14 protein-coding genes are annotated in these 21,481 nt (G+C 56.1%); 1 reads left to right on the top strand and 13 read right to left on the bottom strand.

Annotated elements, in window-relative coordinates; all coding sequences use genetic code 11:
• Positions 1-30: 30 nt before the first annotated feature.
• Positions 31-1,077: a quinone-dependent dihydroorotate dehydrogenase gene (locus tag B3075_RS03925; RefSeq protein WP_290488498.1), complete on the bottom strand. Its 1,047-nt coding sequence runs from the start codon at positions 1,075-1,077 to the stop codon at positions 31-33.
• 87 nt (positions 1,078-1,164) lie between these two features.
• On the opposite strand from B3075_RS03925, the gene thiE reads away from it, so the two are divergent.
• Positions 1,165-1,809, top strand: coding sequence for a thiamine phosphate synthase (gene thiE / locus B3075_RS03920; RefSeq protein WP_290488499.1), 645 nt, complete (start codon positions 1,165-1,167; stop codon positions 1,807-1,809).
• A gap of 25 nt (positions 1,810-1,834) precedes the next feature.
• On the opposite strand, the gene B3075_RS03915 is transcribed toward thiE, so the two are convergent.
• The 12 genes from B3075_RS03915 to B3075_RS03860 form a co-directional block, all read right to left on the bottom strand.
• Entirely contained in the window at positions 1,835-2,509 is a 675-nt protein-coding gene (locus B3075_RS03915; RefSeq protein WP_094137434.1) for a TetR/AcrR family transcriptional regulator, read from the bottom strand.
• A 27-nt stretch (positions 2,510-2,536) separates the two neighbouring features.
• Positions 2,537-3,229 carry a TlpA family protein disulfide reductase gene (locus B3075_RS03910; protein ID WP_179219358.1) on the bottom strand — a complete coding sequence of 231 codons (693 nt, stop codon included), beginning with the start codon at positions 3,227-3,229 and terminating at the stop codon, positions 2,537-2,539.
• A 67-nt stretch (positions 3,230-3,296) separates the two neighbouring features.
• On the bottom strand, positions 3,297-5,576 hold the full coding sequence (locus tag B3075_RS03905; protein WP_290488500.1) for a tetratricopeptide repeat protein: 2,280 nt from the start codon (positions 5,574-5,576) through the stop codon (positions 3,297-3,299).
• A gap of 93 nt (positions 5,577-5,669) precedes the next feature.
• Positions 5,670-6,995: a hemolysin family protein gene (locus B3075_RS03900; RefSeq protein WP_290488501.1), complete on the bottom strand. Its 1,326-nt coding sequence runs from the start codon at positions 6,993-6,995 to the stop codon at positions 5,670-5,672.
• Positions 6,992-8,326 (bottom strand): hemolysin family protein, encoded by a 1,335-nt coding sequence (locus tag B3075_RS03895; protein WP_094137430.1) that lies wholly within the window; start codon positions 8,324-8,326, stop codon positions 6,992-6,994. The genes B3075_RS03900 and B3075_RS03895 overlap by 4 nt, the downstream gene beginning before the upstream one ends.
• A 280-nt stretch (positions 8,327-8,606) precedes the next feature.
• On the bottom strand, positions 8,607-10,751 hold the full coding sequence (locus tag B3075_RS03890; protein ID WP_290488502.1) for a polyribonucleotide nucleotidyltransferase: 2,145 nt from the start codon (positions 10,749-10,751) through the stop codon (positions 8,607-8,609).
• Positions 10,752-11,367: 616 nt separating this feature from the next.
• The gene (gene rpsO, locus B3075_RS03885; RefSeq protein WP_022198419.1) at positions 11,368-11,622 is read right to left on the bottom strand and encodes a 30S ribosomal protein S15; all 255 of its coding nucleotides are present in this window, start codon (positions 11,620-11,622) and stop codon (positions 11,368-11,370) included.
• Between the two features lie 176 nt (positions 11,623-11,798).
• The gene (locus tag B3075_RS03880; protein WP_290488503.1) at positions 11,799-12,365 is read right to left on the bottom strand and encodes a sugar O-acetyltransferase; all 567 of its coding nucleotides are present in this window, start codon (positions 12,363-12,365) and stop codon (positions 11,799-11,801) included.
• Complete coding sequence (locus B3075_RS03875) at positions 12,343-13,098, bottom strand: L,D-transpeptidase family protein (RefSeq protein ID WP_179218577.1); 756 nt, start codon at positions 13,096-13,098, stop codon at positions 12,343-12,345. The genes B3075_RS03880 and B3075_RS03875 overlap by 23 nt, the downstream gene beginning before the upstream one ends.
• 225 nt (positions 13,099-13,323) lie before the next feature.
• Positions 13,324-14,955 (bottom strand): hypothetical protein, encoded by a 1,632-nt coding sequence (locus B3075_RS03870; RefSeq protein WP_290488504.1) that lies wholly within the window; start codon positions 14,953-14,955, stop codon positions 13,324-13,326.
• Positions 14,942-20,125 (bottom strand): hypothetical protein, encoded by a 5,184-nt coding sequence (locus tag B3075_RS03865; protein WP_290488505.1) that lies wholly within the window; start codon positions 20,123-20,125, stop codon positions 14,942-14,944. Before B3075_RS03865 ends, B3075_RS03870 begins: the two co-directional genes overlap by 14 nt.
• Positions 20,125-21,423: a hypothetical protein gene (locus tag B3075_RS03860; RefSeq protein ID WP_290488506.1), complete on the bottom strand. Its 1,299-nt coding sequence runs from the start codon at positions 21,421-21,423 to the stop codon at positions 20,125-20,127. Before B3075_RS03860 ends, B3075_RS03865 begins: the two co-directional genes overlap by 1 nt.
• Between the last annotated feature and the right edge of the window lie 58 nt (positions 21,424-21,481).

Raw genomic sequence — 21,481 nt, 5'->3', positions numbered from 1 at the left:
ATGGATCCTGTAAGCGGTTAATAAAGGAAATCAGCCATTAACAGGGCATTCAGCCTTCATGGCTTCCACGCATTCCCGGATAAGGTCCGGGCCGCGATAAATGAAGCCGGTATAAAGCTGCACCAGGCTGGCTCCTGCCTTGATTTTGGCGACGGCATCCGCGCCGCTCATGATGCCGCCAACGCCAATGATCGGAATACGCCCCTTCAATTCGGAAGCAAAAGCTCCAATCACTTCCGTGGACCGTTCCGTCAGAGGGGCGCCAGACAGGCCGCCCGCTTCTTCATGGCGAGGATTGGCTTCTACCCCGGCGCGGGAAAGAGTCGTATTCGTAGCAATAAGACCATCCAGCCCTTCATCCAGAAAAACGCGGCTGAGTTCCGCAATATGCTCATCCGTCACATCCGGAGCCACTTTCATAAAAATGGGCACATGGCGACCGGTTTCCGCAGCCAGATTGGATTGCTCCGATTTCAGGGAAGCCAGCAGACGGGCAGCGGGTTCCGCCGCCTGAAGGTCGCGCAGGCCGGGCGTATTGGGAGAAGAGAAATTGATGGCTATATAATCCGCCACTGGCCATGCCGCACGCAGGCAAGCAAGGTAATCCTGGGCCGCGTCCTCATTGGGAGTTATCTTATTTTTCCCAATGTTGACGCCCAGAACACCTCGAAAACGAGTGGCGGAGCGGATGTTTTCCACTCCGGCGGCAATACCTTCATTGTTGAACCCCATCCGGTTGATAATAGCTTTCTGGGGAATCAGGCGGAACAGGCGGGGCTTTTCATTGCCCGGTTGCGGCCGGGGCGTCAGCGTACCCACTTCCACAAAACCGAATCCGGCCTGACCAAAAGCGTTTACCGTATCCGCTTCCTTGTCCATTCCGGCGGCAAGCCCCACCCGGTTGGGAAATTTCATTCCCAGAATTTCCACAGGATCAGAAGGAACTTTCCCCATTACTAAAGGCAGGACACGCATCTTCTCTGCCAGGCGCAACCCCCACAAGGTTACCTTGTGGGCAGTTTCCGGATTCATTTGGAATAATACACTTTTAGCGGCGGAATATAAGGCGGGCGACACGATGCGGGGAGTATACCACACCCTCTTTTAGGGTCAAGAATGGGAAGCGTCTTGCCGGGATGATTTTATCCGGTACAATTCCTTGCCATGAACAGGAAGGAATGCCTCTCATCCTGCCGTTTGTACGGCATTGTAGATACGGGATATATTGCTGAACATCAACTACTCCCTGTAACAGAAAAATTATTGGCCGGCGGCTTGCGCATTCTCCAGTTAAGGGCGAAAAACCATAACCCGGAACACATTGAAAATATGGGGCGCCAGCTTGTCCCCCTGTGCCGCAAATGCGGCTGTCTTTTTATCGTCAACGATTATCCTGAAATTGCCCTGAATATCGGCGCAGACGGCGTCCATCTGGGGCAGGATGACGGGAACCTGGCGTCCGCAAGGGCTCTGCTGGGAAAGGATGCCGTCATAGGACGGTCCACGCACAGTCCAGAACAGGCCCTGGATGCATGTGGAGAGCAGGCGGACTATATTGGGTTTGGGCCCTTGTTCCCCACGGGCACCAAACCGGGAAGACAGGCCATCGGCCTGGAAGACATCGCAAGAGTACGGCAACAGCTACCGGAAAATTTCCCCGTCTTCTGTATCGGCGGCATCAATGGGAACACACTGCCCTCCGTACTGGAGGTGGGGGCAAACAGGGTCGTCATCGTTTCCTGGCTGCTTACACACTCCGACATCACGGGAACAGTCGGAACACTCAAAAAGGAATTGGGGGAAGCATAAGGAAAAACATGCGTCTTCATTCATATTATCCCTGCCTTTCCTCTTCCTCCAGTGAGAGAGCCGACCGGGAAATCAGCAGGACTGCCGTATCTACAATCATCTGCAAAATGCGGTCCTGATCTTTCATCCACGGCTCCTTTTCCTGGAGATCCATGCACGCGACATACTTCCCCAACGTGGCATGGAAGATAGAACTCATGATATGCGCATGCCAGGACAAGGAAAGCTCATCACTCCACGGACAGAATTTCCGGATTCTTGCTATCATCTCCTGGATTGATGGAGCATAAAATTCATCATAGATTTTTCTTCCCAGATATTCCGGTTCCTGCGGCAGACGCCACAATAAACGGACATGATCCGGACCGCCCAGGCTCTTATCCAGAAACAACCGGAAAGCAGGTTCTATAAATGCGCGGGCATAAGCCCTCAGGGACGGCTGAAGATCCGCCTCCTTCAGCATCTTCATGCGCGCTTTCATCAGAGGTTCCGCATACTGCCTGTAAACAGCCAGATACAGCCCTTCCTTGTTCTCAAAATAGTAGACGATAGAAGCCAGATTTACTCCTGCTTCAGAAGCGACCGCCCTCATGGTCACGCCATTAAATCCCCTGAGGGCAAAAAGCTTCTGCGCAGCACGAAGGATTTTGCCGCTGGTTTCCGCAGAACGGTCAGACTGGGATTTGCGGGGAGAAGACATCACCTCAGAAATCAGACAACGTGCCGCCTAGCGGGAAGAACGGCTTGAACCGATGGCTTTCACCAACTGTTCCATGTTCTGGGAAGACTGAATAGGCTTGCCGTCCTTATCCACCAGAATCATGGTGGGAATACCGCGCGGAGCTACTTTTTTGGCAAGATCCGTCAAATCCTCTCTCAACAGGATAGGCCATGGCATGTTATTGGCAACGGCCCATTTTTGGGCGTCATCCAGGTTCCGGTCCATATTGCACATGATTACCTCCACTTCCGGATTATCTTTTACCACCTTGTTGTAGGCTTCCACGCTGTGCGGCGCATTCCGGCAACAAGGGCCGCACCAGCTTGCACTGAAATATAAAATGAAATGCTTGGGATTCAATTTCCCATCCCTCTTTTTAAGTTTGCCGTTTTCAAGCATGTAAGTCTTTCCCTTCATTTCCTCCGCCACAGGGCCGGACGGCATGGACGACCATTCCGCAATAGGCTTGCCGATCACTTCCTTGTGTTCCTCCAGCCATGCGCGATCTTCGTCGGAAAGTTTTTCCAGCGGCATCGTAATGGGCTTTTTGGCCGTTGTCACCAATTTGACGGTCTTCATATTCAGGGCTACTGGCCGGGCTTCCACCGTACTGCCCGTGTTTTTATTAGTCCAAGTACGGAGGGAGGGATCATCCGCCGCTCCTGAAGAATCCCCCCAACAGAGAGAAGATCCTGTCATGAACGCAGACGCCAGCAAGATACACCAAGATGAAAATTTCATACACATGAGGTCAATATACTATTTCTTATCTTCCATGTCGAGAGGCTGATTCCAGAATTTGCCTGGCCCGGACATGTCCCGAGTCGCGGCGAAGGGCTTCCGCAGCCGCGGCAGCGGCTTCACGATACCGCCCATTGCGGTAAAGCATCACCGCAAGAGTGAAAGGAATATCCGCATTTCCCTTATCCAGGGAAGAACAGTTTTCCAAATCTTGCAAAGCCTGCTCCAACCGGCCCACCTTTTCATTCAACAGAGCCCGGTTAAACAAAGCGCGGATAAAGGCGGGCTCTATTTTTAAAGCTTCATTAAAGGATTCCAAAGCTCCCGGCTCATCATTATTTTCAATTTGCCCCAGTCCCAGAAGATACCACAGGTTGGCATCCTTGGGAGCCAGCCGCACAGCCTTTTGCATCTGGTACACCGCCTCCCGGCTGCGGCCTTGAGAAGCCAGGAAAACGGCATAATCACGGTGCACCACGGAAGAAGTGGCATCCCATTTCAAAGCTTTGGAAAACCACAATTCCGCAGTTTTCGCATCCTTGCGGCTGATGGCTATCTGGGCCAGCTTCATAGCTCCGGAAGGTTGGTCCGCCTGGTGCAAAGCGGCGGCAGTAAGCTCCCTCATTCCCGGACTGTCCGGAGGAAGGGAATCCCGCAAAGCCCACTCCGCCTGCAAGCGCACGACCCTGAACGGATCATTAAGAAGTTTGCCCACAACTGGATTACCCGCACGCCCCATCACTTTGGCGGCGGCGGCCCGCGTCAGAGGATCCGGTTCCTTAACCGCTGCGGCTGCCACTTCCTGAACGGAGGGTTCATGAGCCCACGCATCCATCAAATCCAATAACGTAGCGCGCCATGCGCCCACTTCCTCCCTCTTGAAACATTCCATAAGCAGAGGCAGAACATCCTCCTTCCCTTCGTAGGCATGCTGAACGGCCCGGGTCCGTTCCCTGTACTGCGCCATCTTGGGGTTAACCCCGTAATATTCCTTTACCGTCTCCGCAGCCCATTCATTGCTTTTTTCTCTGTGGCACATGGTACAGGCATTCGGAATACCCAACTCTACGCTCAGCAAAGGATCAGGAGAATTGAAAGAATGATCCCTGCGGGGGTCACGAGCCATATACAGGCTTTCCGGCATATGGCATTCCACACACCGGGTGCCCATGCTGGACTGAGGACATGGCGTATGCGCAGCCATGTCAATAACGGGAGCTTTTACGCCGTTTACCGCTTCTCCAGTACCATGGCACCTCAAGCAAAGCGTATTATCTTCTTGAGGAAGCTTCAGCGTCCCCGTATGCGGATCATGACAGTCCAAACAGGTCACCCCCGCCTTGCCCATACGGCTTAACCGCAAGCCAGTCTCGCAATAATCCTCATCCCTCTGCATGCCGTTGGGCCAGAAAACACCGGGCTGAACGGGAAGCACCAGTTGGAAATGATTGTCAAAGCGGTCGCCTACGGCAAAATCATGATCGAATTCATCCCTTCTGGCATGGCAGGAAGCGCAGTTATCATGAATCTGCTGCGGCGTCAGCTTGTTCCTGGTGGAAATCATGCACCCCGTCCCCGCCTCCGGATTGTCCAGCAGGGGGCCGTGGCACTGAATGCAAGTCACTCCGGGCTCCGTCCAAGTAGAAGCATACCGGTCTTTAACAGGATCATAATTTTTATGGAACAGAGACATGTGGCACCACGCACACTGCGTGTTCCAATTCATGCCGCGCCCTGTCCAGTGCCCCCAGTCTCCCGGCTGACGGGCATCCTCGCCGAAAATATCAAACCATTCTTTGCGGTTCACGTCCCATGCGGCGCTCAAGGTATGAAAACCGCCGTCCCTGGCGGGAACCAGATACTGCACCAGGGGAATCCTCCCTGTGGCCCATTCCGCGCGCCAGGAAGTTGAGGACTGACCGTCATGGACCATGCGCCCGTGGCCATCCGTAGAGAATTGGAGAATGCTGCCATGGGCATCCAGCTTCATATTATGGAACGCTTCAGACTCCCACTGATCTCCCAGTTTGCGGAATGCCCAGGCATGGTCTGAACCGGCCCACTGACGGAATTCCTTTTCATGACAGGCTCCACACTGCATGGAAATGGGCACCTCATTCTGGTCCCAGTGCTCACTGCCTCCTGAAAAAACAACCGGCTGCACCGCCGCTCCAGCGCGTTTGTCCATCCAGGCTTTCATCATCGTGCCCAGTCCGACCAAAGCCCCAAGAATAACGAGGAGAACCACCCACTTTTTCATGGAAGGACGGTTCATAGGCGCATCGGCAGATTCAGGGGCGGACATGACGGAAATATTCTGCCATAGCATACGCGCTCCACCAAGGAACTTTTGCATCAGGCAGGGCAGCCCTGACATGCCCAGTCCGCAAACGGCAGATTATTCCTCCTCTTCCAGGGCCTCATCCTTCATCAGGGGAGTAACCCGGGTCACGGTACAGCGCTCCACACCGCCATTCTCCGTCCGGGTCACCTTGAATTCCAGCCCTCTATAGCTGACAGTATTCCCTTCCTCCGCAGGAGCCTCCAGCAAATTAAGAATCAGGCCACCTACGGTATCTATTTCCCCGTCCTCCAAATCCATGTCCATGGCTTCCCCCAATTCCTCAATGCGTGCCAGACCGGATACGTCACAGGAGAAGCCCACCGCATCTCCAGGCAGCTCCGTCAGCACTTTGATGCGGCCGCGGTCCCAGCCCATTACTTCTGAAAATACATCCGTCAGGGTCAGAAGTCCGGAAGTCCCCCCGTGCTCATCCAGAATAATGGCAAGGCGCACATTGTCCTTCCTCATGATTTCCACCACATTGTCAAACTTTACCGTTTTGGGGACCTTGGGTATGGCATGGATGTACTCAGGAGTCAGAGCCTTCCTGCGGAACATGATACGGAACAGGTCGCGGGCATGCACCATGCCCACCACATGGTCCAGGTCACCGCGGTAGACAGGGTAACGAGTACGGCGGGTGCGACGCACAATTTCCCGTATCTGCTCATGTTCCGCCCCTTCAGGAATGGCGTCTATCCTGACGCGCGGGGTCATGACCTGGTGAACATACAGATCATCCAGGTCAAACAAGCCATCCATAATTCGGCCGGATTCCTGCGGCAACGCCCCGTTTTCATGGCTCTCTTCAATAATATACTGGAGTTCTTCCGCAGAATGGTAGTGGGACTTGGATTCATTCCGGTCCACGCCCAGCAACCCCAGAAAGAAATTGCCCAGGGCATTCATGCCCACTACCAGGGGATACAGGCAGAGCTGGATCATGTACATGGGCATCGCAATCATGAGGCAAAGCTTTGCAGCATACTGGAGGGAAAGCGCCTTGGGCACCATTTCCCCAAGCACAATATGCAGGTATGTCAATACCGCCACGGACAGAATGCTAGCCGCGCCATGAGCCACCAGCCAGGAAGCCCAGCCGTACTGCGCCAGCCATTCATGAAGCCATCCGGCGACAGCATGCTCTCCATACATACCCAGCCCCAGACTGGCGAATGTAACGCCAAGCTGTGCCGTAGCAATATAGCGGTCCTGCAACCGGGGCGTTTTCAATATCAGGGAAACACGGCGCGCTACCATGTTCCCGGACACCCCCATCTGCTCCAACGCCGCACGGGGCGCGCCAAGCAAGGCAAATTCTGCGGCCACAAACAGGCCGTTCAACACAATCAGCAACAGAATAATGAAAATAGTCATCATGCGCCCACCCCGCTTTCCATGGCAGGTTCATTCTCCTTGCTCTCCGGAGGCAGCAGCAGGATGGAGGAAACGCGGTTATGGTCCATCTTTTCCACCACCAGCACGCGCCCGGCGATAATCAGGCGCTCCCCTTCCTTCGGAATGCAGGACATGTGCTTAATCACGCAGCCGCCCACCGTAGTGGCGCCATTCATCAAAAAAGGTATTAGGCATTCCACCTTATGGGCACGCATCATACCGGGGATGCGCACGGAACCATCCGGCAGGTTTTCCACTTTCTCCCCGGAACGGATGAATTCCTCATCAATATCTCCCACCATTTCACCCAGCAGACGTTCCAGCGTTACCAGCCCCACAAACTTTCCGTATTCATCCAGTACAAAGGCTTCCTTGGCTCTGTCTTCCCGCAACCGGGCCATCAGCATCTCCACCGTCTGCATTTCCATCACGCACGGCACCTGCCTCAACATGGAACGGAGAGGAGGCAGAATCCCCTTTTCCGCATACGCGGCTACCATATCCTTGATATGCAGCATGCCAATGACGGACTCACGACTCCCTTCATACACGGGAATATGAGTATGAGGCCTGTCTGCAATCATGTCCAAAATATCTTCCTGCGTGGCATCCGCATCCAGGCAAACAAGCTGAAAACGGGGAATCATAATTTGTTCCACCGTGCGTTCCGCCAGAGACAAGGCGCTGTGCAGCCGTTCATGCTCATCCTCTTCCAACATCCCGCCCTGATGACTTTCATCCAGCAGCATATTAATCTCCTGCTGGGAGTGGATGTGCTGATGGCCTCCCGGAGGGAGACGGAACAGCTTAAGAAGCAACAAACCGCTTCCATTCAGGAAGTCAATGAACCATGCGAAGCAGGCCTGTGTCCAGCGCATGGGATAATAGGTATACAAAGCTGCCTGTTTGGGAAACTGAAGCGCCAGGGATTTGGGCATCAATTCCCCAAGAATTACCTGAAAAACCGTCAGGCCGATCAGCACAACAAGGGCTGCCGCAGAATTGGCCATTACGGAATCCATCCCGCCAAACCGCTCAAACAGAGGGAACAGATAGGCAGCCAGTTCAACCTGTCCGTACGCACCCAGAACCAGGCTGGAAATGGTAATACCGAACTGACAGGCCGCAATGTACCGGTCCAGCTCTTTGGTATTTTCCAAAATCTTAAGCAACTGAACAGCCACCCTGCTGCCGTTCTCCGCCATTTCCCGGATCATGTTGCGGCGTACGCTTACTGCAGCGAATTCTGCTGCAACATAAAAGGCATTGACCAGAATCAGAAAAACAATAACGAAAGTGACAAAAAGAATCATGTATGGCAGGGGGTGTCCGCAGAACGCAACGGGCGTCCGCATCATAGGAACCGAAAAAATCCTGTCAAGAACGGGAAACAAAAAAATCTGCCATGCGGAAGGAACTCCATTCCTCACGGTCCTTTCCGGCATTGCCCAACTTCCGGCATGAACAGAAAAAATTCTGGCTGATCGCTCAAGCAGTTGAGCCAACTGCAAAACATCCTTCCAGCAATCGAAAAGCCCCGTTCCCGGAATAACCGGAAACGGGGCTGAGAGTTTAAAGGCTCAACGAAAAACGTTATTCCGTAATGCCGGCAGCTTCTGCTTCGGCAGCCTTGGCATCGCGTAGAGCGGCACGTATGGACATTTTCACGCGCCCCTTGTCGTCAATGCCGATGCACTTGGCGGTCACCACGTCTCCAACGCTTACGACGTCCTCCGTCTTGGCGGTGCGGCCTTCGGCCAGCTCGGAGATATGAATCAGGCCATCCTTGCCGGGCAGAACTTCCATAAACGCGCCAAAGGTGGTCGTGGAAACAATCTTACCGGTGTACAGTTCCCCGATTTCAATGGTCTTGAACATGCGGGTAACCAATTCCAGAGCACGGTCCAGGCCTTCCTGCTTGGCGGCGTAAATATGCACGGTGCCATCTTCCTCAATATTGATATCGGCGCCGGATTCAGCCTGAATAGCTTTAATGTTCTTACCGCCGGGGCCAATCAGCTCGCCAATGCGGTCGGCGGGAATCTTGGTGGTCTCAATACGGGGAGCATTCGGGCTCATCTGGGCCGGAGAGGCAATAGCGTCATTCATGACCTTCAGAACATCCGTGCGGCCGGCTTTCGCCACGTGAATGGCTTCCTCCAGTATGGAGAGGGGAATGCCAGGCAGCTTGAGGTCCAGCTGGTAGCCTGTCACGCCCTCCGACGTGCCGCAAAGCTTGAAGTCCATATCACCGTAAAAGTCTTCGGAACCGATGATATCCAGCAGAGTTTTGTAAGAGGTGATTTCATGCTGGTCATTCTGTTCCGTCACCAGGCCCACGGAAATACCCGCCACAGGACGCTTGAGGGGCACGCCGGCCGCCAGCAGAGACATCGTGCCCGCGCAGACGGAAGCCATGGAGGTGGAACCGTTGGATTCCATGATTTCAGAAGAGACGCGAATGGCGTACGGGAATTCCTCTTCGCCAGGCACGACCGGAGCGATGGAACGTTCCGCCAAAGCGCCGTGGCCGATTTCCCGGCGGTTCTGACCACCGAAACGGCCAGTGTCTCCCACGGAGAAAGGCGGGAAATTGTAATGCAGGATGAAGCGCTTTTCATTCACGCTTCCCGTGTAATTGTCCATGTACTGGCGTTCTTCCATCGGAGCGAGCGTCGCCAGGCAAAGGGACATCGTTTCACCGCGGGCGAACAGCGCGGAACCGTGCACCACAGGAGGGAGCACATTGACTTCCGCGGTCAGAGGGCGCAGCTGCTTGAGAGCCCGGCCATCGGCCCGTTTGTCCTTTTCCATGATGGAGATGCGGAAGGCCTTTTTCTGAATATATTCAAAAACCTGTTCCACATCAAAGTCAGTAGCTTCCGGATGGCGTTCCTTGATAGCAGCCTCCACCTCGTCGCGCAGGGCTCCCACTTTCTTCTGGCGCTCCACCTTGGAAGGGGCATAAATAGCTTCCTCAATGCGATCGCCGGCAATTTCATAGCCGATTTCCAGCAATTCCGGCTTGGCAAGGCAAAGTTCATAAGCGCGCTTCTCCTTACCGCAAACGGCGCGGAGCTCTTCCTGCTTTTCGCAAATGACCTTCACGTTTTCCTGGGCGACACGCAGAGCGGCGATAAAATCTTCTTCCGGCAATTCATTAGCGGAACCTTCAATCATGATGACCTGGTCCTTCGTGCCGGCAAATACCAGATCCAGCTGGCTATGTTCGCGCTGGGAATTGGTCGGATTGATAACGAACTGGCCGTCAATACGTCCCACGCGCACAGCCCCCACAGGTTCGGCAAAGGGAAGGTCGGAAACGACACAAGCGGCGGAAGCGCCGTTAATGCTCAGAATGTCCGGTTCGTTTTCACCATCGGCGGAGAGCAGAAGAGTAATTACCTGCGTATCGTAGAAGTACCCTTTGGGGAACATCGGGCGCAGGGGGCGGTCCGTCATGCGGCACGTCAGGATTTCCTTTTCCGTGGGACGCCCTTCGCGTTTGAAATAGCCGCCGGGGAACATACCCGCCGCAGCGGCCTTTTCCTTGTACTCCACGGACAGGGGGAAGAAGGTTTGTCCTTCCTTGACTTTGGTGGCGCTTACCACGGTCACAAGAACGACGGTATCGCCGCTGCGGACAACAACAGCGCCGTCCGCCAGACGGGCCATCTTACCGGTTTCAATCGTGATGGGATTCGTACCAACGTTGCATTCAACTGAATGTATGCTCATTATATTTTTGTCTTTCAATCACCCGCAGCCTCATCAGCCCATCCAGACCGGCTCCGGGCGGGAAGCCTGAATGGCGTCAGGTACGGGCAGTGCCTCAGGAAGATGTTATTCGCAACAGTCCTTTCCCAGAAACAGAGGGGAAATACTGTCCGCGCGGCAGGACGCGCATCCCAGATGGATCAAACGCTCCGGCCCAGTCTTACCGGCTTGACAGCCTGTGAAAATCCGAAAATTTCTCAAGGCATGCCCGACAGAAACGTTTCGGGAAACGAATCCCCAAACGTCGAATGCGAGCATAATCCCTGTCAAGGATAATGCAAGCAAATAGTTTGATAGCCATAGCAGTTCATTTCCTTCAAGAATCTTAAATATCTCATCCGCATCAGGAGCCATCCTGCTTTCATCCATATTTTCCTATTCCTTGCGCGCCTGCATCATACCTACAATAAAAGACAGGCCTTCCAAACGCTCCCGACTAAAACGCAAATCCACCATGCCGACACCCTTTCCATGACGGCATTACCGCCCCGGCAACTTCCTCCCGGAAAAGCCGTAAAAACAACGGCCGCTGCGGAAAACCGCAACGGCCGAATCAAACGGGAATATGCTCCGCCTTTTAGCGGCGAAGGCCAAGACGCTGAATCAGGCTCTGGTACTGAGCCAGATCTTCACGCTTGACGTAATCAAGAAGCTTGCGGCGCAGAGCCACCATCTTCAACAACCCGCGGCGGGAAGAAACATCGTGCTTGTTCGTGCTCAGGTGTTCCGTCAGGTGGGCGATGCGCTGGGTCAGGCGGGCGATCTGGTAGCTGGAGCTACCGGAATCCTTCTCATGCATCTTGAATTCCTGCAAATTGATTTCGTTACTCATAAGTGTTTTCCTTGAATGTATTTAGCTCGTGGCAGCGGCTAATCGACACTGTGAGGGCGCCAACTATGCACCATCCAGCCCTAAAAGCAATTCAAATTTCGTCATTCCGGGGAATTTGCCTTTGTTCCTGCGAAAGCGGCCCCTCTTCATTTTTCCCGGTATTCCAAACTTCGCGGTCATTCTCCGTCACGGAGCGAACCACGCGGCAGGGATATGCCCACAGCCACGACATTGGCGGGGATGTCCCTCGTCACCACGCTGCCCGCGCCTATCACGGAATTTCTTCCGATACGCACGCCCGGAGCAATCACCGCGTGACCGCCTATCCATACTCCGTCCTCAATGGTAATAGGCCGGGCAAATTCCAGCCCCTGCCGCCTCAGCTCCGGGTCTACGGGATGCCCGGCTGTATAAATGCCCACATTGGGACCTATCAGCACGTCATTGCCGATGGTAACGGCAGCGCAGTCCAGCACCACGAGGTTGAAATTGGCATACACCCGGTCCCCCAGCCGTATATTGGAGCCGTAATCACAACGCAGCGGAGGTTCCAGATAACACCCCTCTCCCATTTGGCCGAAAAGCTCCCGGGCCAAATCCCGGCGCAGACACTCATCTTCCGGAGCGGACTGGTTGTAGCGGAAAACGAGCCGGCGCGCCCTGAGCCGGGCGGCGGCCAATTCAGAATCCTGGGCATGATACAGGCGCCCGGACAGCATGTTATTCCAGTCCTTCGAGGCCATTGGATGAAGAAGAGTTCACAGCGTCCGCCTCAGAAAAAGGCAGTTGCCTGTTTTTCTGTTTTCCCACAGACGGCATGGCGGCGGCATCCTTTTTTACGGACATTTCCGATTTTACAAGTTCCTTCTTTCCGGAGGAAGCCGAATTGGCGCCAGCCACCGGAGCGGAAGACTTGTGCACCGTCCTGAATATTCCGGACGGCTTTTTTTGAAGCTCGTGAATGTTCCAGTTTCCATCCCTGACAACCACACGGGTTCCTACGGGAGCTATTTCAAAAAGATTTTTCGCGATCAGGTGGGGGACACGGATACATCCATGGGAGGACGGATGACCGGGCAAGTACCCTTCATGAATTCCTACGGCCCCGTTCACTCTCATGAAATAGGGCATCTTGGCAGGTTCAAACCTCTCGCCGGGGCGTGGGGAATCCCTTCGTATATCCCCGTCCCGCAATTCTCCGTCAGCATTAATAAACGCGCCGTAATAAGAATGATGATCCTCATCCTTGGAAGAGATGAGGAAGTAGCCGGAGGGCGTCATGCCGGAACTTCTCCCGGAACTGATGGGAGCATACGCAATGCGGTGCGTCCCCCGGTAGATATACATCATCTGCTTTTTCTTATCCACTACGACCAGCAGCTTTCCGGGCAGCGACGGATCATCTTCCCACTTGAGCAGGTGCCCCGGAATAGTCCCCGTTTCCTCAAAATATCCCGTCATTTCTTCTACCGGCATATGGGAAGATGGAACAGGGGAAGGGGCCCTTCCCGTAGTACCGCAGGACGAAATCAAAAACGGAACGCACAGGCAGGAAACCAACGGATGGAAAAGGGATAATTTCATCTCAATAAATCGCATCACTGCGTTAGACAGCTGAAGGCCGGAAAAAAGAACCGCTTTTTGACAAAACTGTCAACTATCAATCAAAAAAAATCTCTTTCCCGTTTCTCCTCCCCGCCGTCACCACATCCGGGCGCGCCTGCCGCGCTCCCGTCCATTCCCGGTTCCATGAAGCAGGCCATGAGACCACGCCTCCGCAAAAGTACGCGCGGCATCCGCCGTGTGGGAATGCCCGTCATGCACGGGACTTTCCGCAATGGCCCCGCCTACGCCGGGAGGTTTGGACCTGTACAACTCCAGATGCTCTACACCTCCGGGCTCTTCTTCCCCGCAAATGCCTCGCGCCTTTTCCTGAGTGCGGGCATGGAAAAAACTGCGCTCCAGCAATTCCCTCAGCGTATTAATGCCGCGCCAGACATCCGTGGTTCTAGGGACGACGCGCACATTCACCAATCCCAGCCTTCCCATATTCTCCACGTAGGAAATGCCGTGTGCATCCCTCCGTGCAGCGTCATGGGGCAAAAGATGGAACGTTACCGCAACACCATAATTTTTTTCCCATTCCTTCATTCTTTCAACATAATGGGCCAGGGGCTGCTGGCTGGCGGCATAATGGTCCAGCCAGTGGAAACTGTCTCCCATGATCTGCACAAGCCAAATGGCCGTATGGTCACTCAGCCCAAGATCCCATGCCGTAAAAGTGGGAGCGTCCGGATCAGCCTCAAATTCCACCCCCACCCTCCCCCGTTCCCGCAGGGCCATGATACGGCTTCCGTAAATACTGCCTTCTTCCCCTGTAGCAAAAGCCTCCTGCGGCGTTCCCGGATACTCCTGCTTCATGGAAGAGCCCATCACCCGGGCCATCCGGGCATACCATCTCTTCTGCCCCGCATCCAGAACCACTCCGGTCTCCCGTTCCAGGGAAAGGAAATACTCGTCCAATTCCCTGCTCCATCTGCCGCGCCCCGGCAAGGTGTACTCGTCCTGGTCAAACCAGCTGAAAAAAAAGAATCTGAAATCCAAGGGGGAAAGCTCGCTTTTACCCATGTTTTCCATAGCCTGGCGCGTCAGTTCATAATTCACTCCGTACCGTCCGCCTTCATGAGTGCTTTCCTTCAGAATAAAACCGCCGGGAGGAACTGTATTGATTGCTCCCGTACGGATTTCCCTGGCCCTCCACGGGGCATGCACGGAAACATACGCCAGCTCGGAAACATGGAGAAACTGCATGGTTCCCCCTCGCAGATTCGTCCCCACCCGCACATCGCTCCCATTGGAGAAAGCCAGGCGGCTGCGCGCCAGCGTACAGGGCTGCCATTCCCCCTTTTTTTCCACGCCGGAAAGGCTCTTGATTCTCTCTCCCAGCCGGGCCAGGGCCACATCCATCGCAGAGGGGTTGGGCGGCACGTAATCCAGATGGTCCCAGGCAAAATGCAGCTTGGCCAGTTTCTGCTGGGCGTCCGGCAGGCTTTTGTCAATGATGCCGCAATGGAAATTGGACCGGAACAGGCTCATATCCAGCATCAGCATGGCCACATACGTAGAAATGCCCAACTGGCGCGCCTTCAGGATGTCATTTCTATACCACAGCCGCTCATGCAGCCGCCGCTGCGCCCTGTTCAGGGAAAAACGCTGAAGCTGACCGGCTTTGTTCTCTATCCAGTACAGGTGTTCCAGCCTCCAAAGCTGGCTGGACAGGACGGACTGCCACGGCAGGCTCCATGATTCCGTCAAATGATTAGAATGTTCCATGTTCCTCTATCAATTCTTTCAACAAGGCTCCTTCCCTGGTCATCCCCTTCTGGGCCTCCGTCCCTTTGTCCAGGGGAAGGCGGTATGCCAGTGGATCGTTCAGCACGTGGGAAACGAACCGGAGCGTCTGCACCATCACGGGATCAAGCAAATCAAACTTTCCCTTCAAATAATTTTCACGCACGCCCAGTTCTTCATACAGCCTGACGACATCCTCCATGAAGCATCCCACAGCCTGCCTTCTGTCCCACCACCATCGTTCCTGAACATCTGCATCCCCCAGCGTTTCCAAAATCCGGTCCAGGAACCGGGTGCGGCTCATCCGTGAATCTTTCAGGGAAGGTTCCTCCCCGGCTCCCGTAAAACACTCCAGCGGAATATAGGAATCCCGTTCGGACACCGCAGGCGCTCCCCGGCTGTCCAGATAAACGCCGTTCCATGCATGCACCACATAAGGCGCGCGCGCCTGCCGTACGGGACTTTCCGGAATGCCCGGCATCAGGCGTACGGTATGCCCCGGGTCGTCCGGGTCACGGTAAATCACGCAATTGGCATACATCGCGCGCGCTTCCTCCGGCTCAGGAAGGAAGGGAAGCATGCCGCCTCTCAATTCCTCCTGCCTGCGGTCCAGAACATCAATCAGGGAAATGGCCTCATCCAACGGGAGTTCCCGTTTCCAGGCAGACGTCACCCCCGCGGGAGCCGCTTCGGAATCAATCCGGTAAATCCTCCCCTTCCAGCTAACGCCGGACTCCGTAGCTTCCGGTCGGCCTGCAAAATCCCGCCTCACGGCATCCAGCGTCTCCACAGCCCGGACCACATCCGGACGGCTGCGCCATGCGGCAGGGGCGGGAACGCCACGCCTGACGGAAAAATCTTCTTCCACATACAGGGGGGCTTCCAGAATGGGTTCCGGAAGATGTTCTCCCAAAGCATCCAGGGAAACATCCTTCGCGCGCAGAGGCCCCAGTCCGGCTCGGAACGGCTTTTTCACCAAATGCAGGTACAGGCCGGGATGTTCCGGATCAGGCCGCCAGGAATTCAGCTGGGGGAACTCCTGAAACGCCCGGGACAGTTCCCTCATGCGGTTTTCCGCCAGCCGCTCCATCCTGCGTACGGAACCGCCCGCGTATCCGTCCAGAGCGGACAGGGAACGCGCCAGCCCCTCTTTCACGTGGTCCGGAACGGTAGACAGCAGCCGACCGGACATCAGGCTGTGAGAGTACCTCTCCACCATGGGGAGGCGGACCTCCCCTCCGGCCGGCTCCCAGGCGCGTTCAGCCCGTATCCGGTCATTCATCCCCACCGTCTCACGGAGCATGCCCATGAATTCAACGGTTTCCGGTTCCTCCTTCAGCGTTCTCTTCAGAAGCCCGGCGCGGCGCACCAGCTCCTCCAGAGGCTCCATAGCCTTATCCGGGCTTGCTGCCCCGTAGCGCGCCCAGGAGGCTACCGTTTCCGGTACGGCGTCATGATCCAGATGGGCAAAAAAATACTCCTTGGACAGCTGGGACAACTCCTCAATCAATTCCGTTTCCCCAGAGAACTTCCTGCGGCGCGGCACACGTTCCAGACGTTTCAACATCTCCCAAGCGCCTTCCGGGGAAAGCTGATCCGTGCGCATCAGCCGGTCCCATACGACTTCCGCCTTGTCTTCGATCAAAGCCAGGGGATTGGCCGTATTGTGAAGCCTCAGCCGGTGCATTACCAACCCCTTGGCTGAGGAAACGGGCAAATTATCCGCATCCACGCCCAGCCTCTGCGCGTAACCTACATACTTTTCATGAATATTCATGCGCTCCAACAGGGCGTCACGGCTCATCAGCGTTTCAGCGGCAAGACGGCCACGGCCCGTCACCTCCAGACGATCCCCGGACCCCACTGCTCCGCGCACGCCGTAACCGGCTTTCAGCATATCCGCCACCGCCATGGCCGTCAGGCTGTCATACAGGCAGGAAAGCCGCCCCCCCTGCACATTTTCCAACCCGGCTGTCAGCCGCAGATAATTGGTATCCCACTCCGGCCGCCCGTTGAGGGCATGCCATTTCCAGCTACGGATCAAATCCCTCTTGGCTGAGCAGGCGGCAGAAAACATCATGGAAACATTGGCCATCAGGTCCGCTTCCGCCGCCTCCCGAGAAGGATGCCAATCCGACCACCTGCCATTGGGATATTTTATTCTCCACAGCCTTTCCGCCCCCTCCCCTCCGGGAAACGACTGGAACAGGCGCGGAGTCAGCTGGAGAAGGTTCTCCACCGTTTTCCGCGTCCCCGGATAAATACGCGGAGAAACCTGTTCCGGCCCGGCATGCAGCCGCGGGGCATCCAGCACAGAGGCATAACGGGCCACATTTTCCGGCGCCACCTCCAGAAACCGGGCCAGCAGCCGCCCGTAACTCTCCACAGGCGTGTAGCCGCGTCCCACATGCACGTCAAATTCCTTCATGTTGGGAAGCACGTGGTACAGGCTGTTCACATCCGCCTGGGTTCCCCACACCATGCGGTTCATTTCCCGCAGCTCCGGACTTACCCCGTGGCGTTCCGCTCCTCCAAGGGCGGCCATCATGCCGCTCATCCTGGCCAGGGCGGAGGGCAGGCCGTCCGGGTTAAAAGATTCAGACAACAAATCCGGAGCGTTCAGCAACGCACTTCCTTCCTCCAGCCACCGGCGCGCTCTGGCGCAAACGCCTTCATCCCGGCAAAATGACTTCCATAAACGAAAAGCCACATGGCCGGACACCTCCTCATGCGGAACACCGTGCACCCGTTCCATCACTCCTTCATAAACATTGGCTCGTGTCCGGAGATCCATATCCGCCGTAACGGCGTCCCAGTCCCTGCCGGGAAAACCCGCACGGCTTCCCGCCTCTTCCGGATAAGCCAGCAACAACATCCTGTACGGCCGATAAGCGCGCTTCTTCAGCCTGTCTTCCACAAACGCCCGGCGCAAAGCATCCGCCTGGATGTCATATTCCTCCGCATTCCTTAAACGCCATGGGATTTCCCGTCCATTCCTGTTCCGGACCAGCCCCAAATCTTCCTCTTCCATACGGACCAGCGTCTCATACCAGGAAGAAAGAGCCTCCTCCACAGAAGGCCGGCCCTGCGTTCGCTTCATTTTCACGCCGGGAGCCGGTTCCGCCCCATAAACGGGCTGCCCGTCCGCTGCAGCGGCTTCCCCCACGCGGGGCAGGCCGGCACGCAACAGCCACTTGGTTCTGGCCGCAGCATAATCCGGATGAGGAAAAAGCTTTTTCAACGCCGCTTCCGATTCGGGAAAATCCCGCATCTTCCAAGGTTTTGTACGTACAGGAGAAGGCAAGTCCAAAAAATCTCTTACATCCTGCTCCGTCTTCAAAAAAGGCTCTCCGGCTTCATCCAGTGCGCGAGACCACTCCAAAGCCTTTCTGGAAATGTATAAAGATCCCCATAGCGGAGAATTCCGCAGGGACTTCTGCAACAATTCCCCGGCACGGCTTACATCCTTCTCCCGCAAAATTCGGGAAACCGTTTCATCCGGAATGCCGAATACTTTCAGCGGGGAACCGTCTCCAAGCAGCATTCCGGCATGGCGGAAATGATTCAGAGTAATCTTTCCCGCGCCTATCAGCAGGAAAGGCATCATCATGACGGCCTCCCTCAACTGGTCATCCGCGGAAGCCTGTCTGGCCCGCCATCCCTCCCAGTCCACGCCGGACGCCTTATTTGTAAGAGCGCCCACGCCTTCCTGAATGACCATGGGCGTCAACTCCATCAATTTATTTTCCGCCTCCATCTTCACGGCATCCGCCGCAACGGCTCCCATTCCGGGAAAAAACGCACCGGAATTCCCGGATGCGGGCCTCATGGCCCGGAACGCCCGCATTCCCTGCCCCAGCATCTTCTGGCCCAGCTTCGTCATTCCAAAGGAAAGCAAGGTATTCACCCCGCCGGAGACGACAGATCCCCCCATCTGGGCATCAAACACGCCGTCCGGATTCATGCGCCGGGCCTCCGCCATATGGCGCCCCGTCTCCCCCGCCATCAACATGCCAAGCCCGGCAGGGCCGCAAAACGCCAAAGCTGTGGACGCTCCCTGCTGGGCCATATCCACCAGCATCTCCCGGAACCAGGGAGAATCTTTTCCCCCGCGCAGCGGGGCAAACTCCATCCTGGCAAAATTCCTCAGCTCTTCAAAACTCCGGGAATAATTGTCCAGCGCCTCCTTTTCCCGCCCCTCCGGCAGGAACCATGCCGCGCCGTTTACAGCCAGCTGGGCCGCATTCTCCGCGACCTCTGCGGCACCGCGTTTAAGCGCGCCCCCCAGGGCATCCCGGAAGGCGGGACGGGAACGCAAATAGGGAGCCATCATGCGGAACACCTTCTGACGGTCTCCATCCCCCAGGGAAGCCAGGCAATCCACGGCGCGTATGACGTCCGGAGCTCCGGCGACGGCTTGCCGGTTCAACTGCACGGCGGGAAAACTTTCTTTCGCCGGCTCCTCATTGGCTACCAGCCCCTCCAATCCCTTGCGGATAATCCCGGCGGCATCCGCCAGACGGTTCCTGTCATCCAGAGCATCGGACACGGCCCGGCCCTTCAATTGCCGCGCCACAGCCTGCAACTCCTCCGGCCATGAGGAGATGGCATCCCTTTCCCGTTCGTCAGGAACCGTTCCGCCACCGGACAGAGTACGTTCATACTCTTCCTGGTACAATTCAAACAAAGTCTCCCTCCGGGAAAGGCGCACCTGATTGTGCATGGAAACTGCCACGAATAATTCGTCATCAGACTTTCCGGACGCTCCATACTGCCGCGCCATCTGTTCCCGGATATTCTTCCAGTCCCTCCGGATGCGTTCACGGGGAATCGCCCCGGAATCCGCCACCCAGGACTGCATGACGCACGCGGCAATTCTTTCCCGGTCCGCCGTCCCTGCCGGATACATCGCCTCCGCTTTCATCCTCACTTCCCGCGGAATGGTCATCACATCCCCCGTCAATACGCTATTCCAATATTCCTCCCTTTCCGACTCCCGTTCCGGGAATTTTTCCGTACCGGAAGGTTCGGAGAGCGCCGCGTTCTCTTCCCGGATATGGCTTTCCCTCACAATTCCGGGAACCTCTTTCGGAGAACTCCCTTCCATAGGGAGCGTCTCTGCCTGTTTCCTGTCTCCATGCTCCTCCATCATCACTTTCTTTCTTTTTCGTTATTCATATCTGAAAACCCCACCCAGCCAGCATCCTGGAGGCGTTTCTCTTTCTCAAAAACCTTTTCCATCTCCGCCGCCGGCTGCTCCGGGGCCCTCTTCACCGCCTCCGCCAATTCCGTCTGGACACGCATCCATTCCTCTGCCGCGCGGGCATCATCAGGCGGCCCCCACGCGCCATTCCGGAACATGGAGGACAGGCGCCGGGAAGCAGCGCGGCGCAATTCGCGGGGTATTCCCGACATTACCTCGCGCCGCCGGAGCAGCCTTTCCACCTGAACGGCTGGCAAACCTGAAGTGGCCACTTCTATCAGGGCATCAGCATCTTCCTCCCCCCCGCAGTCCTCATCAATCAGAGAGGTCATGCGGCACAACAGCATATCGTCCTCCGGAATGCTGATACCGGAAAATTCCGCCGTCTGCCTCCGGTCGCGGGAAGCCGTATAACGCCTCAACTGCTCGGAACTGATCAAGCCATGCTTCTCCGCATTCGCCAATCCGTCATCCCGCAGCAACCCGCCGCCGGATACAGTGGCCGCCAGAGCATCCGCATAACGCCGCTTCAACTCCCCATACGCCGCAGCAGCCTCTTCCGCCACCTTCTTTTCCTCCGGAGTTTCCGGCATCTTCTCTTGCCCAGAAACGAGACGTACCGCAGCAGCCGGATCACGGCGAACCTCCTCCACCGCCCGGTTCAGCGCTGCGCGGGAATGCGCTTCCTCCGCCATGCGGGAAGCCTCGTCTCCCGTTACAAATATTCCGCTGCCCTCCCTAATCCTGCGTTCGGCCAGAGCGGCCTCTCCCTGCTCCACGGCAGACTCCACCCCCCCGGCCCAAAACCGGCGCGCCTCCTCCAACTGCCCCAGACGGGACATCTTCTGCAAATAAATGCTCCCGGCCGTCTCCAGATTCTCCCTCGCCAGGGCCACGCGCTCCCTTACCGGGCCGGACATCCGGGCAGGCAGATAGGAAGAGAGCCGTTCTGCCAGCGCCTTCTTCCATCTCTCCTGAAGATGTTCCGAATCCCCTCCTGCTTCCAACTCCCGCATCACGTCCTGTTCAAAACGGTACATCCCGTCACGGGCCTGCGCCCATTGGCCGGCATCCCTCACCTCCTGCATTTCCTTCAGCGCGGCTCCAGCCGCGCCGGACACATCCATCACGCCCGCCGCCAGGTCCCGCACACCGGCGGCCTGTGCTTCAAAAGCATTCAACGGAATCACGCCGGACAAATCCGGAGCCACATGCAACATTCCAAAATCCTGTATTCGTATAGCCATCGTTAACGGCTTCCAAGCTAGAGAGCGGATGGAACGGACGGCATCCATTCCAAACCGT

The organism is Akkermansia sp. UBA7090 (genome assembly GCF_002493465.1).
GTDB classification, from domain to species: Bacteria; Verrucomicrobiota; Verrucomicrobiia; order Verrucomicrobiales; family Akkermansiaceae; genus Akkermansia; species Akkermansia muciniphila_A.
Note: the sequence above shows the minus strand (reverse complement) of the source record. Positions and strands in the feature narration are given on the sequence as shown.